At 67.4% G+C, this 16,081-nt stretch carries 14 protein-coding genes; 11 read left to right on the top strand and 3 right to left on the bottom strand.

What is annotated here, in order from left to right; translation table 11 throughout:
* The first annotated feature begins 10 nt into the window (after nt 1-10).
* Entirely contained in the window at nt 11-403 is a 393-nt protein-coding gene (locus EAW56_RS05220) for an Rv2175c family DNA-binding protein (RefSeq protein WP_095538123.1), read from the top strand.
* On the opposite strand, the gene EAW56_RS05215 is transcribed toward EAW56_RS05220, so the two are convergent.
* Genes EAW56_RS05215 through EAW56_RS05205 form a run of 3 tightly spaced genes read right to left on the bottom strand, consistent with a single transcriptional unit; the run spans nt 375 to nt 3,588 of the window.
* A complete protein-coding gene (locus EAW56_RS05215; RefSeq protein ID WP_122085496.1) occupies nt 375-1,862 on the bottom strand; it encodes an alpha-(1->6)-mannopyranosyltransferase A in 1,488 nt (495 codons plus the stop codon). The two genes, EAW56_RS05220 and EAW56_RS05215, sit on opposite strands and share 29 nt — an antisense overlap.
* Nucleotides 1,862-2,965, bottom strand: a complete 1,104-nt coding sequence (locus tag EAW56_RS05210; RefSeq protein WP_122085494.1) for a polyprenyl synthetase family protein — start codon at nt 2,963-2,965, stop codon at nt 1,862-1,864. Before EAW56_RS05210 ends, EAW56_RS05215 begins: the two co-directional genes overlap by 1 nt.
* A 56-nt stretch (nt 2,966-3,021) precedes the next feature.
* Nucleotides 3,022-3,588 (bottom strand): GNAT family N-acetyltransferase, encoded by a 567-nt coding sequence (locus tag EAW56_RS05205; RefSeq protein ID WP_122085493.1) that lies wholly within the window; start codon nt 3,586-3,588, stop codon nt 3,022-3,024.
* A gap of 138 nt (nt 3,589-3,726) precedes the next feature.
* Here EAW56_RS05205 and EAW56_RS05200 point away from each other — a divergent pair, with 138 nt between their 5' ends.
* The 10 genes from EAW56_RS05200 to murD all read left to right on the top strand — a co-directional run bounded on the left by EAW56_RS05200 (nt 3,727) and on the right by murD (nt 16,041).
* Entirely contained in the window at nt 3,727-4,170 is a 444-nt protein-coding gene (locus EAW56_RS05200) for an SAV_6107 family HEPN domain-containing protein (protein ID WP_122085491.1), read from the top strand.
* Between the two features lie 186 nt (nt 4,171-4,356).
* Nucleotides 4,357-4,749 carry a DUF3040 domain-containing protein gene (locus tag EAW56_RS05195; protein WP_095534976.1) on the top strand — a complete coding sequence of 131 codons (393 nt, stop codon included), beginning with the start codon at nt 4,357-4,359 and terminating at the stop codon, nt 4,747-4,749.
* 705 nt (nt 4,750-5,454) lie between these two features.
* On the top strand, nt 5,455-5,889 hold the full coding sequence (gene mraZ, locus EAW56_RS05190; protein WP_122085489.1) for a division/cell wall cluster transcriptional repressor MraZ: 435 nt from the start codon (nt 5,455-5,457) through the stop codon (nt 5,887-5,889).
* A 211-nt stretch (nt 5,890-6,100) separates the two neighbouring features.
* Nucleotides 6,101-7,195: a 16S rRNA (cytosine(1402)-N(4))-methyltransferase RsmH gene (rsmH, locus tag EAW56_RS05185; RefSeq protein ID WP_122085590.1), complete on the top strand. Its 1,095-nt coding sequence runs from the start codon at nt 6,101-6,103 to the stop codon at nt 7,193-7,195.
* Nucleotides 7,196-7,232: 37 nt separating this feature from the next.
* Entirely contained in the window at nt 7,233-8,048 is an 816-nt protein-coding gene (gene ftsL / locus EAW56_RS05180) for a cell division protein FtsL (protein WP_208636489.1), read from the top strand.
* A gap of 292 nt (nt 8,049-8,340) precedes the next feature.
* A complete protein-coding gene (locus EAW56_RS05175) occupies nt 8,341-10,254 on the top strand; it encodes a peptidoglycan D,D-transpeptidase FtsI family protein (RefSeq protein ID WP_369825032.1) in 1,914 nt (637 codons plus the stop codon).
* A gap of 92 nt (nt 10,255-10,346) precedes the next feature.
* Nucleotides 10,347-11,876: a UDP-N-acetylmuramoyl-L-alanyl-D-glutamate--2,6-diaminopimelate ligase gene (locus EAW56_RS05170; protein ID WP_122085487.1), complete on the top strand. Its 1,530-nt coding sequence runs from the start codon at nt 10,347-10,349 to the stop codon at nt 11,874-11,876.
* Entirely contained in the window at nt 11,873-13,426 is a 1,554-nt protein-coding gene (locus EAW56_RS05165) for a UDP-N-acetylmuramoyl-tripeptide--D-alanyl-D-alanine ligase (RefSeq protein WP_122085485.1), read from the top strand. The genes EAW56_RS05170 and EAW56_RS05165 overlap by 4 nt, the downstream gene beginning before the upstream one ends.
* Before the next feature lie 98 nt (nt 13,427-13,524).
* The gene (gene mraY, locus EAW56_RS05160) at nt 13,525-14,631 is read left to right on the top strand and encodes a phospho-N-acetylmuramoyl-pentapeptide-transferase (RefSeq protein WP_122085484.1); all 1,107 of its coding nucleotides are present in this window, start codon (nt 13,525-13,527) and stop codon (nt 14,629-14,631) included.
* Entirely contained in the window at nt 14,632-16,041 is a 1,410-nt protein-coding gene (murD, locus tag EAW56_RS05155) for a UDP-N-acetylmuramoyl-L-alanine--D-glutamate ligase (protein WP_122085482.1), read from the top strand.
* Nucleotides 16,042-16,081: the final 40 nt, after the last annotated feature.

Genomic DNA, 16,081 nt, shown 5'->3' with positions numbered 1-16,081 from the left:
GCTGACCAGTATGGTGCACACCCGTCGCTCGGCGCTAAACTACGGTTCCGTGAATACTCTTGATGATCTTCTCGCTGGCGAAGAACTGCTCACCATGCCTGATGTTGCGGAGATGCTCGGCATCCCCGTGACCAAGGTGCACGACTACGTGAACGGCAAGAAGCTCGTGGTCTACCGCAAGGACGGCAAGAAGTACATCCCGGCCGTGCTGTTCAGCGACGGTGAGATGAGCAAGTTCATCACCGGCGCGATCACGGTGCTCTACGACGGCGGATTTACCGAGGAAGAGATCCTCGCATACCTGTTTACCCCGGACGATTCGCTCCCGGGCCGTCCGATCGACGCCCTGCACGGCCACGGCGCGCGCGAGGTAATCAGGCGCGCGCAGGCGATGGCGTTCTAGCGCCGACCTGCTTATCGACGCCACCGCGCGGCCACACCAACACGACCGACAGAAGCGCCGCGAACGGCGCGAGCACGAGGAACCACGGGTCGTAGAAGCGGTGGTTGCCGCTGCCCGTGAACGCGAGCGCGATGACGACGGAGCCGCCCACCGCGACCCGCTCGACCCACGCCGGGGCACGGAACGTGCCCACCAGTGAGATAAGCGACGCGTAATACCAGGGCAGCGTCACCGAGTTGGCGACAAAGGCGACGGCGTAGGCGGCGGTGGTGCCGGCGACGGCGGTGGAGCTGGCAAGCGCCCTGTCTTTGAGGCGGAAGAACCACCACACGACGACGAGCCCGGCGAGCATGAGGATCCCGCTGGCCGCGCGGGTGGCGGCGAGGGCGCTGTTGTAGTGGAAGTCCTCGTTGATCAGCTGCGCGATCGGCGTGATGAGCTCGGCGAGCAGCGTCGGCCCGGCCAGCGGGTTGACCACCTTGGAGTTTCCGGAGATCTCCTCGACCCAGCCCCACGACGATCCGGAAAGCACGGTGACGAGGTTGACCACCGCGGCCGTGACGGCGACGGTCCACGCACCGCTGCCGATGAACACGCCCACGCGGCGCGGCCAGCTGGCGTGCGCGCCGCCGTTGTCGCGCGCGAGCAGGATCCAGACGACGAAGGGGAGCGCGATCGCCGCGGTGGCCTTCAGGGACACGGCGAGCGCGATGAGCGCGATGCCTGCGGTGGACCAGGCAAAACGGCGGCACTGCGGCGCGATGCACGCGAGCAGACCGGCGGAGACGAGGCCGACCATGACGGATTCGTTGTGCATGCCGCCGACGAGGTGGAGCAGCATGACCGGGTTTGTGGCGCCGATCCAGAGGGCGAACTCCGGGTCGCCGCCGAGCTCGCGGGCGATCCGCGGTACCGCCCACACGATGAGGGCGAAGCCGGCGAGCGAGATGAGCTTGTACGCCACCACCCCGGCGGTGACGTCGTCGCCGACCACCGAGGTAATCGCCTTGCCCAGCCCGAGGTGTAACGGGCCGTACGGGGTGGTGGTGTTGCGCCAGTCGTGGCTGACCTCCCAGAGGTACGGCCCCGGGTTGACGGCTGCGCCCTCGGTGTAGGGGTCGTAGCCGTCGCGAAGCATTGCCCCCTGCATGAGGTAGGAGTAGACGTCGCGCGACAGCACCGGCCCGCTGAGCACGAGCGGTGCGGTCCAGGCGCAGGTGGCCAGTCGCGTCGCGCGTAGGCCGGGGCGGGCGCGGCCGAGCAGCAGCCAGGCCACGACAAGACCCAGGATGCCCACGGTGAGCAGGCCGTCCATGAGTCCGCGGCCGTGGCCGTAGGTCAGCGCGTCGAGGCCGAGTTCCCGCATCAGCCCGCTGCGGTTGCGCGTTGCGCCCGCGCCGTAGGAGCCAAGCGCGATGCACACGCTGGCGGCGACGCCAAGCCAGAGCGTGCGCTGCATCAGGCACGCCGTTCCGTGGACTTGATGGCCAGTTGCCGCAGGGTGTCGGCCACGGTGTCGTCGATGTTGGCGGTCTCCAGGTGCGCGAGCCCCGAGGTCGTGAGGGCGTCAATTCGCTTTTCGACGCCCTCCAGCGCCCCACTTTCCGCAATCAGCTCCGCCAGCCGGGCCAGCTCCTCAGGCGCGGTGGCGGTACCGATGCCGGCGCGTAGCTCGGTCGCGGCGGACGGGTCGGACTCGTCGAGCAGCTGGAGCGCGGTGGCGAAGAGGACGGTGCGCTTGCCCTCGCGGAGGTCGTCGCCGGCCGGCTTGCCGGTGACGGCGGAGTCCCCGAAGACGCCGAGGACGTCGTCGCGGAGCTGGTAGGCGATGCCGATGTCGTGGCCGTAGCCGCGGAAGGCTTCGATGGTATCCGCAGGCGCGCCCGCGATCGCTGCGCCGAGGTGCAGCGGGCGTTCGATGGTGTACGCGGCGGTCTTGAACCGGTTGACGCGATCCGCAAGTTCGATGGACTCGCTGCCCTGCGCCTCGAGCATGATGTCGAGCAGCTGGCCGCCGATGACCTCGGTGCGCATCCCTCGCCACGGCGCCGCGGCGCGCTCGAGGGCGGCGTCGCTCAGGCCGGAGTAGCGCCACATGTCCTCGGCCCACACCAGGGCGAGGTCTCCGATGAGAATGGCGGCGTGTTCGCCGAAGGTGGCGGCGTCGCCGCGCCTGCCGGCCGCGAGGTGTTCGGCCTCCACGGCGCGGTGGACGGTCGGGTTGCCACGCCGGGTGTCGGAGGCATCAATGATGTCGTCGTGGACGAGGGCACAGGCCTGGATGAACTCGAGCGCGCTGACGGCGCGCAGGACTGCCTCCGGGTCCTCGGCGGATGCCGAGCCGCCGCGCTCCAGCCCGCCGCCGCCAACGAAGCCGGCCCAACCGTAGAGCGGACGGATGCGCTTTCCGCCGCCCAGGACGAATCGCTCCAGGTGGGCTACCGCGTTGGTGACGGGCTCGCCGATGCGGGCGACCGGTTCGCGCTGCTGGTCAAAGAATTGGCGGAGTTGTGCTTCCACGGCCGCGGGGATCTGGTCTAGCGGGGTGCTCCTATCGGCCACGGTGTGGACTCCTTATATCTCATGAGTGTGGGGGCGTCGTGCTACCGCAAGATTACCTACCCGTCGGACGGCAGCGGCAGGGTGCGTCCCAAGATTGCGAACGGGCGCGGGTCCCCCGAGTAGTAGAAGCCGCGGGCAACGTCGGTGAACCCGAACCTGCGGTAGAGCCGGAAGGCGGCGTTGGCCTCCTGCTCGACCTCCGGGGTGGACAGCAGCGCGTGGGGCGCAGGTGTCGCCTGGAGGAGCGCGCGCAGGAGGTGCGCGCCGATGCCTTGCCCCTGGGCGCTGGGGGAGACGTGGACCTCCGCAACCTCGAAGTAGTTGCGCAGGATCGCGCGGTCGTGGTCGGTGGGCCCGCCGTTTTCTCGCATCGCGCGGACGAGCTGTCGGTCCCACCAGCGCTCGCGGCTGCCCAGGAATCCGTAGGCCACGCCGAGGACGTGCTCGCCGCTGACGGCGGCGAAGGCAACGAACCCGGGGGTGGTGACTTCGCCGCGCCAAACGCGGATCCGCTCGGGGCGGATCGAGCGCGGGTACTCCATCGCGTCGAGGTAAATGTCCACGAGCTGCGGTGCAAGGTACGCGAATTCAGCGTTGCTCAGGGGGCGAATGTCTACGGTCACGTCTCCATCGAACCATGCCGGTACTCGCGCCGTGGAAAAAGCCACAACTTCGAACGGTTGAGCGATTATCGACGCCACCGTGTTCGCCCCGCACCTTAAGGTCAACACCAACGACATCCCAATAGGAAGGACAGCCCGATGAACACCACTACTGCCAGCGTGATTTCCGCAACTACCCGCTCCGCGTCCTCCACCGCCAAGCGTGACCGCTTCCTTGCCGCCGCGGACGCCTTCTTGGCGCAGGCCCACGAGGAGCTTGAGGCGGGGGATGAGGCGCTCGCTCTTGAGCAGGCGTACCTGGCTGCGCTGCGTACTGCGGGAGCGGTGTGCGCCACCGCGCCGGAGATACGCCGGCGAAAGCGGCTGCCGAGTAGCGCGTGGGACAAGCTGGCGCTCACCGGTCCGGACGGCAAGCGGTGGGCGGCGACGTTTCGTGGTTACTCGGCGCTGCGTGGCCGCGTTGCCTCTGGCATCCAGCAGCGCCCAGCGATGGACAAGGTGACGGCCCTGCTGGACGAGGCGGAGCAGTTCTATCTGGCGTCCCTGCCGGAGTTTGGCGCGGAACCTCCACTGGTGGCCTAGTACGGCGGCATGGAGGCGGGGTGCGCTGTGGGCGAATGGCAAATCAGTACAGTTCGCTGAACCGATTCTCCGGCGGGAACAATCTGAGTAGGATGACCGTTGTACCCATAAGATGATTCGCCGCCGAGGCGATTCAACCACCGATTGAGTGCGGTCAACACGCCGTATAGCTGGGGAGTGAAGCCATTGTCTCTTTCTGAACAGGAACAGCGCGCCCTCCGAGAGATCGAGCAGTCGCTTCTCGCTGAGGACCCGCAGTTCGGGAGCTCGGTCGCGCAAGACGCTGACTACGCAGGCCGTCAGCCGTCCGGCAAGATCACCCTCCGTAGCGTCGCGCTGATGGTCTTGGGTCTTGTGCTCCTGCTCGGCGGTGTCGCGCTCGCAACCGTCAGTGTGTGGATGGTGCTCATCAGTATCGTGGGCTTCGGCGTGATGATGTTCGGTGGTGTCATGGCGTTGCGTACGCCCGCAACCCCGTCCCCGCACCTCCGTCCGCAGCAGGCGAACGCGGCGCCGCAGTCGCGCCGTGGCGCGTCGATGGAGGAGAGTTTCCGCCGCCGTTTCGAGGATCGGCAGTAGACCGCCGGTAGGTACTGCCCGGGGAAGTTGTTGCCCCGCAGATTGGCTCAGCGCATCCCGTTCTGGGGTGCGTTTTTTCATGCCCACACTCACTTCGGGTGCTCAGGCTCTTTCCGGCTCCGGGCGTCCATGAGTCAGGACGCGTCATCCGCTCTGACAACGCTATCGACACCCAGGTGACGAGATCACCGTGACGAAGTCGTAGGAAATCCTCGCATCTTCGTCATGGTGATCTCGTCAAACGGGCCAAGCGTCCCCGGCTACGCGCTGGGGGCCACCCACTTCGCCCCACCGGGACGCCCCACTTTCTCCCACTCCGCCACTTGTCCCCACTACAGACGCCATTCGCGGCGGCTGCGCGCACCCCGGCTCAGCGATTTTCCTGGGCTTTTGCACTTCGGGCGCGTGGAGGGACTGGAGGGGCGTGTGGTGATGGTGGGGTAGGGGCGTCGACAAGCGACCCATGTGGCGCCGAGTCCCAACGGGAAGGGGACCGCGCCCCACCGCTAAACGTGCCCGTTGTACAGGAGAAATGCGCGACGTGAAAAGAATTTTCCCGTGTGGTGTGGCGTCAGTGGGGGAAAGTGGGTTAAAGTGGGCCATGCGTGAAGGCGTGGCGTGCATCTTGACTACGTGTGCGGCACGAATTGGCGCAGAGAAAATTTCAGAGCCGATTCCGAAGGTGAAGGAGAGGTGGGTCGCCGGATGTTTCTGGGAACCTACACTCCCAAGCTGGACGACAAGGGGCGCCTGACGCTGCCTGCGAAGTTCCGAGAGGGGCTCGCGGACGGGTTGATGGTGACCAAGGGGCAGGATCATTCGCTCGCGGTGTATCCGCGGGAGGAGTTCACCGCCAGGGCCAGAAAGGCTGCGGCGGCGTCCCGGACGAACCCGAAGGCGCGCGCGTTCATTCGTAACCTGGCTGCCAGCGCGGATGAGCAGACGCTCGACGGTTCCGGTCGCATCACGTTGTCGTCGGCGCACCGGGAATACGCCTCCCTGACGAAGGAGTGCGTGGTCATCGGCTCGGTGGATTTTCTCGAGATTTGGGACGCTGAGTCTTGGGCTCAGTACCAAGAAGAGACTGAAGCTGCCTTCTCGGCGGCGGACGATGACGACATTCTCTCCGGTCTGCTGTAGGGCTGACTACCCGGCAGTGGGCGTGTGACTACTGACGGAGAGCGTGTACGGACTCTGTCCGGGGCGTGAAGCGTTCTGGTGTACTTCCCCGACATCAGAACTGCCGCCCCGGGCAGGGCTCTATGCGCTCCCCATTCGTGGGATTTGGGCGATACGAAAGCGACAAGCGAGACGGAGGGAGGATCCTCGGATGAATGACAACCTTTCGGCGATGGATTACTCCGTCGCGGCTAATCACGGGCATGTGCCGGTGATGCGCGATCGTATGGCCGAACTGCTGGCGCCGGGCGTCGAGAAGCTTGGTGCGAAGGCAGTGCTTATCGACGCCACACTCGGCGCCGGCGGACACACCGAACATTTCCTCCGCACGTTCCCTGATGCGCACGTGATCGGCGTGGACCGTGACCCGAACGCGCTGGCGCAGGCGTCGGAGCGGCTCGCCCCGTTCGGTGATCGCTTCGCCCCCGTGCAGGCGCGCTTCGACGACATGGGTGCGGCAATCGCTGGCGCTGTCGGCCCCGCCTTCGACCTCGTCCGTGAGGTCGGCGTGGCCGGTGCCCTCTTTGACCTGGGCGTGTCATCGATGCAGCTGGACCAGGAGGAGCGCGGGTTTGCGTACCGCGTGGACGCGCCGCTGGATATGCGGATGGACCCCTCGCACGGTATTACTGCCGCTGACGTGCTGAACACGTACAGCCACGGTGACCTGGCGCGGGTGCTCAAGACCTACGGGGACGAGCGCTTCGCGGGCAAGATCGCGTCCGCGGTGCTTAAGGAGCGTGAGCGGGAGCCGTTCACCACCAGCGCCCGACTGGTGGAGTTGCTGTACAACACGATTCCGGCGGCGACCCGCCGCACAGGTGGCCACCCGGCAAAGCGCACCTTCCAGGCACTTCGCGTCGAGGTCAACGGAGAGCTGGACGCGATCCGCGGCGTGATCCCCGTGGTCACGGACCTGCTCGCGCCTGGCGGACGCGTGGTGTTTATGAGCTACCAGTCCCACGAGGACAAGATCATCAAAGCTGCGTTCCGTGATTTGACCACTTCGAAAACCCCGCCCGGGCTGCCGATGGATTTGCCTGGCACCGCCGCGGAGTTCGCACCGATTACCCACGGTGCGGAGAAGGCTTCCAAAGAAGAAATCGAGCGTAACCCGCGCGCCGCTCCCGTTCGAGTGCGAGGAATAGAGAGACTGTGTGCGGACAACGCCGCACCTGTCTCCGCACCGAACGATTCAGCACCGCAGGAACCGTCACTGCAACGCCCCGCACACCAACTTCCCACCCAACAACTTCCCAACCAGTAGCTGACTCGACTGGACAAGGCCGAAAAGGAATCAGAACATGGGAGCACGAGACTTCACCGCAACAGGATCGACCGACACGCTTGAACGACCAAGCCGCGCCGGCGAATCCGTCGCGCGAGGACGAGCGGGATCGCGCGTGAAGCCGAGCGGGCGCTCCGCAGCGCGCACGACCACGAAGCGCCCCACCCGTACCGGGCACCCGGTCAAGCCGCACGTGCCGCACACCAAGTCGCGCGGCCGCCTCGGCTCGCAGCAGGTGGTCACAGTGCGCGGCCGCCGCGTCGCGGCGCCGGCCGACGCAGCGAAGCGCCGCTTCTCTGTCGTGTCTTCGGTGGGGCTGCCGCTGCTCATCGTCGGCGTCATCATCGCGATGGTGCTGTCCGGCCTGGCCACCAGTCAGTCCTTTGTCATTGAGAAGCTGCAGTCGCAGGAGCGCGATCTGAAGAGCTCGGTGGAAACCCTGAACCGCGACCTCGAGCAGCGTCGCTCCTCCGCGGAGCTGGCGCAAAACGCGGCGGATCAGGGCATGCTCGTCGCCTCAGAGCCGGGCATTGTCGACGTCGCGGCGGACGGCAAGGCCAACACCCGCCGCGAGTTCGACCCGGAGAAGAACGCGAAGGTCATCGACGTCAACAGCGAGAACGCACCCGCTGGCCGCGCTTCCAGTGACAAGAAGGCCACCGCAGAGATCAGCGACGCGCTCACCGCAACCCCGGGTGGCAGCCGTAACGTCGGCCAGCGCCCGTCGGCGGCACCGGCACAGCAGGGGCAGGCAGGACAGTCGGCGCCCCCGGCCCACGCGCAGATTGATAACGTCGCGCCGTACCAACCAAACGTCGCATCAAACTTCTAAGATGAGGTACCTGCACCGGCCAGCTCATCGGTAACAACGCCGGAGAGCCAGGAGGGCTCTGCAAACACAAGGAGGACACGTGGTGGAATCGGGGTCGCGACGGCCACGTGGCTCAGCTGCTCGACAGCCTCAGCGAAAGGGCCCCGGCAAGCGCCGGGGAGGGGGAAGCGTGAAGCTGCCGCGGAGCGCGATGGATCAGCGCAAGCTGACCAACGCCCGCGTCAGTTTCGTGGTGGCCGTATTCCTTATCGTCGCGGCCGTGCTGGTCGCTCGTCTCGCGTGGGTTCAGCTCATGTGGGGCCCGGAGCTGCGCGAGCAGGCGCAGACACAGCGCGCCCGCGTCTACGTCGACCCGGCCCGCCGCGGTGACGTCGTTGATCGCGAGGGCAACCAACTCGCTTACACCATGCAGGCGCGCTCCCTGACGGTGTCCCCGGTCGTGCTGCGCCAGGAGCTGGCGGAGTTGGAGACGTACAAGATGCGCCAGGACGACGTCTCCGAATCCGACATCGAGCAGCAGCTCGACGCTCGCGTCGAGGACCGCCTGCGCCAGATGGCGAACTCGATCCCGCTGGCCATTGAGCACCGCGTCGTGCTCCGCGAGCCGGAGGAGGGAGAGGACTCGCTCGACGTGCTGAGCGACCTGGACGGCCTCGAGCTGCCCAAGTCCAGCGGCGCGAAGCCCAGCGCAAAGGCGGGGAACCAGAATGCTGCCGAAAACGCGGGGCCGGATGCCCAAGAAAGTTCGGTCAAGCCGAAGGACATCCTGGACAAGCTGCACTCGGACTCCAACTACGAAGTGCTCGTCCGCAACGTCGACCCAGACGTTGCCGGCGCGCTGGCCCGCACGTTCCACGGCCTTGCCGCGGACAACCAGGACATCCGCCAATACCCGAACGGCGCGATCGGCGAGAACATTATTGGCAAGGTCTCCATGGACGGCCAGGGTCAGTTCGGCCTCGAGGCATCGAGCGATGCCGCGCTGACCGGCATCAATGGCCGCTCCACGGAGGATGTCGCCGCCGGCGGCACCGCGATCCCGGGCACGTTGCGAGACGTCGTCCCCGCCGTCGACGGCGCACGCGTCGAGCTCACCGTGGATCTGGACCTGCAGACCTACGTGCAGCAGACCCTCGAGCAGGCGAAGCGCAACTCCGAGGCAAAGGACGCGCAGGCGGTCGTGCTCGACGCCCACACCGGCGAGGTCCTGGCGATGGCCAACACCGACACGATCGACCCGAACGGCGACTTGAACAAGCAGCTCAAGGAGGGCCGCGACTTTGAAAACAACGCGGTCTCGCACCCGTTCGAGCCGGGCTCGGTGGCCAAGATCATCACCGCTGCTGCCTCGATCGAGGAGGGTACGACCAACCCGGAGGAGGTCCACCAGGTCCCGGGCTCCATCGACATGGCCGGGGTGACGGTCGCAGACGCTTGGCAGCACGACGTCATGCCGTACACCACCGCCGGCATCTTTGGTAAGTCCTCCAACGTGGGCACCCTGCAGCTCGCGCAGCGCCTCGGCGAGGAGCGCTATTGGGACTACCTGCAGCGCTTCGGCCTGGGCAAGACCACGGGCATCGAGCTGCCCAACGAGTCCGCCGGCATCGTCCCCGTCCTGGAGCAGTGGTCCGGCGGCACCTTTGCCAATCTCCCGATCGGCCAGGGAATGAGCTGGTCCGCGCTGCAAATGGCCAGCGTGTTCCAGACCCTGGCCAACGGCGGCGAGCGCGTCGAACCGCGCGTGATCAAGCAGATCACCGGCCCGGACGGCGAGCAGATCGAGCAGCCCGCACCAGCGACCAACCGCGTGGTCAGCGAAGAAACCGCGCGCACCGTCGTGGATATGTTCCGGGCCACCTTCCAGTCCGACCCGGCCGGTGTACAAAACGGTACCGCCCAGGGCAACGAGATCGAGGGCTACCAGCTCTCCGGCAAGACCGGCACTGCGCAGAAGGTCGACCCGGACACGGGCGCGTACTCACAGAGTCAGTACTGGATCACGTTCGCGGGCATCGCGCCTGCCGACGATCCGCGCTTCGTTGTTGCCATCATGCTTGATGAGCCGACGCGCGGCCCCCTCGAAGGCGGCGCCGGCGGCCAGTCCGCCGCGCCGGTGTTCAAGGACATCGCCGCCTGGCTGCTCAACCACGAGAACATCCCGCCGAGCCCGGAGGCGAAGCCGTATGTGCTGCAGCAGCAGTAAGGTGCGTGGTGCAGTGCCCAACGCCTAGTGCCCAGCGCCCAGTCACGACACAACTTAATAGCCAGCAGCAACCGCCAACACAAGGAGGCCACATGAACACCGAAGCACCCACGCTGCAGCACCTCGCGCAGATCGCCGGGGCGCGCGTGGTCAACCCGCCCGCCGACGACACGCAGATCGCCTCGATCAGCCTCGACTCCACCGCGATCGAGCCGGGCGGGCTGTTCGCGGCGCTGCCCGGCACCCGCGTCCACGGCGCGTCGTTCGCCGAGGGCTCGCAGGCGGGGGCAATGCTTACCGACGCCGCCGGCCTGGACATCATCGCCGCCACCGGAGACGAGCGGCCCGTGCTGGTCGTCGAGGACGTCCGCGCCGTGCTCGGCGAGGTGTCGGCAGAGGTCTACGGGTGGCCGTCGAAAAGCATGCTCCTGCTCGGCGTGACCGGGACCTCCGGCAAGACGACAACGACGTATTTGCTCGAGCGCGGGCTGACCGCTGCGGGGCACAAGGTGGGGCTGATCGGCACGACGGGCACGCGGATTGCGGGGCGCGACGTCCCGTCGAAGCTGACCACCCCGGAAGCGCCGGCGCTGCAGGCGCTGTTTGCGCGGATGCGGGACGAAGGTGTGACCCACGTGGTGATGGAGGTGTCCTCGCACGCGCTGATGCTCGGCCGAGTCGGCGGCACTGATTTCGACGTCGCCGGGTTTACCAACCTGAGCCAGGATCACCTCGACTTCCACCCGACGATGGAGGATTACTTCGAGGCGAAGGCGTTGTTCTTCGACCCGCAATCTCCGTTTGCAGCCAAGAAGAGCGTGGTGTGCGTGGATGACGAGTGGGGCGAGCGGATGGCCCAGCGCGCCGCGCACCCCGTCACCGTGGGGACCCACGGCCAGGAAGGCCTCGACGTGCAGGCCCACCAGGTCTCCGTGGAGGAGAGCGGCGCGCAACACATCGCGCTGACCCACGACGGACACGACTACGAGTTCCGGCTGCCCATGCCGGGCGCGTTCAACGTGGCCAACGCCGCGCTGGCGGTGGGGATGGCCACCACCTGCGGCGTGGCCGCCTGGCCGTTCATCCAGGGGCTCGCCAACGCCGCGGTGCCCGGCCGTATGGAACGCATCGACGCCGGCCAGGACTTTGTCGCGGTCGTGGACTACGCGCACAAGCCAGCCGCGATCGCCGCGGTGCTGCAGACACTGCGCAAGCAAGTTGACGGCCGCGTGGGCATTGTCGTTGGCGCGGGCGGCGACCGCGACTCGTCTAAGCGCGCGATTATGGGCGCGGAGGCCGCCCGCGGCGCGGATTTTGTCGTGGTGGCGGATGATAACCCGCGCACGGAAGACCCGGCCACGATTCGCGCGGCGGTGCGCAAGGGCGCGGAGGAGGCCGCCGGAGCAGACGCCGAGATCCGGGAGAACGACTCGCGCGCCGGTGCCATTGACGAGCTGGTCGCCTGGGCGCAGCCCGGCGACGCGATCGTGGTGGTTGGCAAGGGCCACGAGGTCGGCCAGATCGTGGGAACCACGACCCACCACTTTGATGACAGGGAAGAGATGCGCCGCGCGCTGGCCGAGCACGGCTACGCGGCGGGAGCCGAGAAGGAGCACGCATGATACCGCTGAGCCTGGCAACAATCGCTGAGATCACCGGCGGGACGCTGAGCCCGGAGGCCGACCCGGACGCGGTGGTCACCGGCAACGTGGAGTTCGACTCGCGCAAGCTAGTCCCCGGCGGCCTGTTCGTTGCGCTCCGGGGCGCGCGGGTGGACGGCCACGACTTCGCCGAGGCGGCGGTGCGCGACGGTGCGGTCGCCGCACTCACCGCGCGCGAGGTTGGCGTCCCCGCCATCATCGTGCCGAAGGTCCCGCCCCGCGAAGGTGACAACTCCGACTTGGCTGCCGGGGACCCGGACGGATCCACCGCGGGCGTCGTCCAGGGCATGAGCAAGCTCGCCGCCTACGTGGCGCGGGAGCTGAGCGCGACCCACAACCTGACCATCGCCGGGGTGACCGGTTCCGCCGGAAAGACGTCGACCAAGGACCTCATGGCCACGCTGCTCACGCGCGCTGGAGAGACGGTAGCGCCCCCGGGGTCGTTTAATAATGAGATCGGTCACCCCTATACCGTGCTGCGCTGCACCGAGGACACCGACTTCTTGGTCGCGGAGATGTCCGCACGCGGCATCGGGCACATTGCCCACCTGGCCAAGATCGCCCCGCCACAGATCGGCGTGGTGCTCAACGTCGGCTCTGCCCACATTGGCGAGTTCGGATCGCGCGAGAACATCGCCCTGGCCAAGGGCGAGCTCGTGGAGGCGCTGCCGTCGGCGGAAGAAGGCGGCGTGGCGGTTCTCAATGCGGACGACGACCTTGTCTCCGCCATGGCGTCGCGCACCAACGCGCGAGTCGTCACTTTTTCCACGCGCCCGCGCGGTGGCGACTTCTACGCCACCGACATCACCCTGGACGCCATCGCTCGCGCGTCCTTCGTCCTGCACTGCCCGGACGCGGAACCCCAGCGCGTCTCGCTCGGGGTCTTCGGTGCCCACCAGGTGTCCAACGCGCTGGCCGCCGCGGCGGTCGGCGTCCAGGCCGGGCTCGACGCGGCCCAGGTGGCCGAGGCACTCAGCGCCGCCCGCTCCGTGTCGGTCAACCGCATGGACGTGAACACGCGCGAGGACGGCGTCACCGTGATCAATGATGCCTACAACGCCAACCCAGAATCCATGCGCGCCGGCATCGCGGCGCTGGGCTACACCGCTGCCGCCCGCCCCGGGGTGCGCTCCGTCGCGGTGCTCGGCGAGATGGGGGAGCTGGGCAGCGACGCGGTCGCCGCCCACGCCGCCCTCGCCGAGGAACTCGGGCGCTACCACGTCACCCACCTCATCGCCGTCGGACATACCGCGCCGATGGAGGCGCTGCTGCTCGGGTCGCAACAACAAGGCATCCAGGCCCAACAGGTCGCGGATGCGCAGGAGGCCACCGCCGCCGTGCGACGGCTGCTGTCCGCCGCGCCGCCGGGCGAGTCGGGCTGGGAACACCGCGCCGATCGCGACGTGGTGCTGGTGAAGGCCTCCAACGCGGTCAAGCTGTGGAGGGTCGCCGAGGAACTTCTGGCGGGTCATCGCTTAAGGGACGACCAACGCAATTATCCTCGTAGCTGATCTGTCTTCGTCGCCGTAGGTGGCGGGTGGGCGTCGATAATCATGCGCCCAGCGCTCAACAACTCAACAGTAAAAATTTCTAGCAAGGTTGCACTTCAATGGTTCAAGTCTTAAGCGCAGGGATTATCAGCTTCCTCGTGGCCATTTTCCTGACGCCCGTGCTCATTCGGTATTTCCACCGGCGGGCCATGGGGCAGGAGATCCGCGAGGACGGCCCGCAGTCCCACGCGCGCAAGCGCGGCACGCCGACGATGGGCGGTATCGCGATCCTCGTCGCCATTACCGTCAGCTACATTCTCAGCTCGCTGATCGCGCTGTTTACCGGGCACGAGGCGTTCACCGCCAGCGGCCTCATTGTGCTTGGACTGACCCTGTCGCTCGGCCTCGTTGGGTTTGCGGACGACGGCATCAAGCTGTTCATGCACCGCAACCTGGGCCTGAACAAGACCGCGAAGCTGGTGGCGCAGCTGGCCATCGCGCTCGCCTTTGGCATTCTCATCTTGCAGTTCCCCGACAACGAGGGGCTGACCCCCGGCTCAACCGCGCTGAGCTTCGTGCGAGACATTGAAACGATCGACCTGGCGGTCGGCGGCGGCGTCCTCGGCACGCTTGTCTTCCTCGTGTTCATCTACATCCTGCTCGCGGCCTGGTCCAACGCGGTCAACCTCACCGACGGCCTCGACGGTCTCGCCTCGGGCACGACCGCACTGGTGATGTCCGCGTACGTGGCCATCACGTTCTGGCAGTTCCGCAACTCCTGCTCGCTGTCCGCAACCCCCGGCTGCTACGCGGTCCGCGACCCGCTCGACCTGGCCATCCTCGCCGCCGCCGGCTTTGGTGCCTGCATCGGCTTCCTGTGGTGGAACGCGGCGCCGGCCAAGATCTTCATGGGTGACACCGGATCGCTCGCGCTCGGCGGACTGGTCGCGGGGCTCTCCGTGGCCTCTCGCACGGAGCTGCTCATGATCGTGGTCGGCGCGCTGTTTGTCATGGAGGCAGGCTCCGTGGTCATCCAGGTCGCGTCGTACAAGACGACCGGCAAGCGCGTGTTCCGCATGGCGCCGTTCCACCACCACTTTGAAAACGGCGGTTGGGCCGAGACCACCGTGGTGGTTCGCTTCTGGATCATCTCCGCCATGGCCGTCGCGCTCGGCCTCGCGCTGTTCTACGGCGAGTGGCTCACGCAAAACGGGGTGAGCGCGTAAATGACCTCCCAGACGCAGGGGCACATGCTTATCGACGCCCCCGTGCTCGTCGCCGGAGCCGGCGTCTCCGGTCTCGGCGCGGCCCGCATGCTTTCCGCCCTCGGGGTGGAGTACACGGTCGCGGACGACAGCGCGTCGGGCCGCGACGCGGTCCGCGATGCCACCGGCGCTCCCGTCATCACGACCGCGGAGGCGGCCGAGCGCTTCGCCGACTTCGCCACCGTGGTGACATCCCCCGGCTGGCGCCCGGACACCCCGCTGCTCGTCCAGGCCGCACAGGCCGGCCTCGAGGTCATCGGGGACGTAGAACTGTGCTTCCGGCTCGACCGCGCGGGCGCGTTCGGCGCGCCTCGCGAGTGGCTGGTGGTCACCGGCACGAACGGCAAGACCACCACCACCGGCATGCTCGCCTCAATCATGGCGCAGTGCGGGAACGACACCGGCAAGCGCGCGCAGGCCTGCGGCAACATCGGCGTGGCCGTCGCAGACGCGCTGCTGGCCGAGGAACGCGTGGACGTGCTGGTGGCGGAGCTCTCCAGCTTCCAGCTGCACTGGTCCACCCAGCTCGTCCCCGATGCAGGCGTGCTGCTCAACCTCGCGGACGACCACCTGGATTGGCACGGCTCCTTTGCCAACTACGCGTCCGACAAGGCGAAAGTGCTGCGCGCGCCCAGTGCGGTCGCCGGCGCAGACGACCCAGAGGTGACCAAACTGGTGGCGGCAACCGGCCGAGACGACGTCATCGGCTTCACGCTGCGCGCCCCCGAGCCCGGCCAGGTCGGCGTGGAGGGTGGCCGGCTGGTCTCTCGCTGGAAGGGCGACGATCCCGTGGACCTCGCTTCCGCCACGCGCATCCAGCCCCCAGGGGCCGCGGGCGTGCTCGACGCCGCCGCCGCGGCGGCAGTGGCGCTCACCCAGGGTGCGACGCCCACCCACATCCAGGACGGGTTGGACGCGTACCGCGTGGCCGACCACCGCGGCGCCGTCGTCCACAGTGGTGGGGGCGTGGATTGGGTGGACAACTCCAAGGCTACCAACCCGCACGCGGCCCACTCCGCGCTCGCAGGCGCGGGCACCGTGGTGTGGGTCGCGGGCGGACAGCTCAAGGGCGCGAGCGTGGACGAGCTCATCCACGAGCACTCCGCGCAGTTCCGCGCCGTGGCGCTGATGGGGGCAGACCGCGAAATCCTCCGCGACGCGCTGAAGCGGCTCGCCCCGCAGGTGCCCGTCTTTGTCACGGAGAGCACCGACCCGGCCGAAGCGATGGACAACGTGGTCGAGTTCGCAGCTTCCGTAGCGCAGCCTGGGGATTCCGTGTTATTAGCCCCGGCTGCTGCAAGTTTGGATATGTATTCCGGAATGTCAGCGCGTGGCGACGAATTTCGCGCCGCAGCAATGAGACACTGCTAACACGAGTAACACGAACCACGCTGGTTGAGACGACGAAAGG

The organism is Corynebacterium gottingense (assembly GCF_003693265.1).
Classification (GTDB): domain Bacteria; phylum Actinomycetota; class Actinomycetes; order Mycobacteriales; family Mycobacteriaceae; genus Corynebacterium; species Corynebacterium gottingense.
The sequence above is the reverse complement of the archived record's forward strand: the minus strand, read 5'-3'. Positions and strand labels throughout refer to the sequence as shown.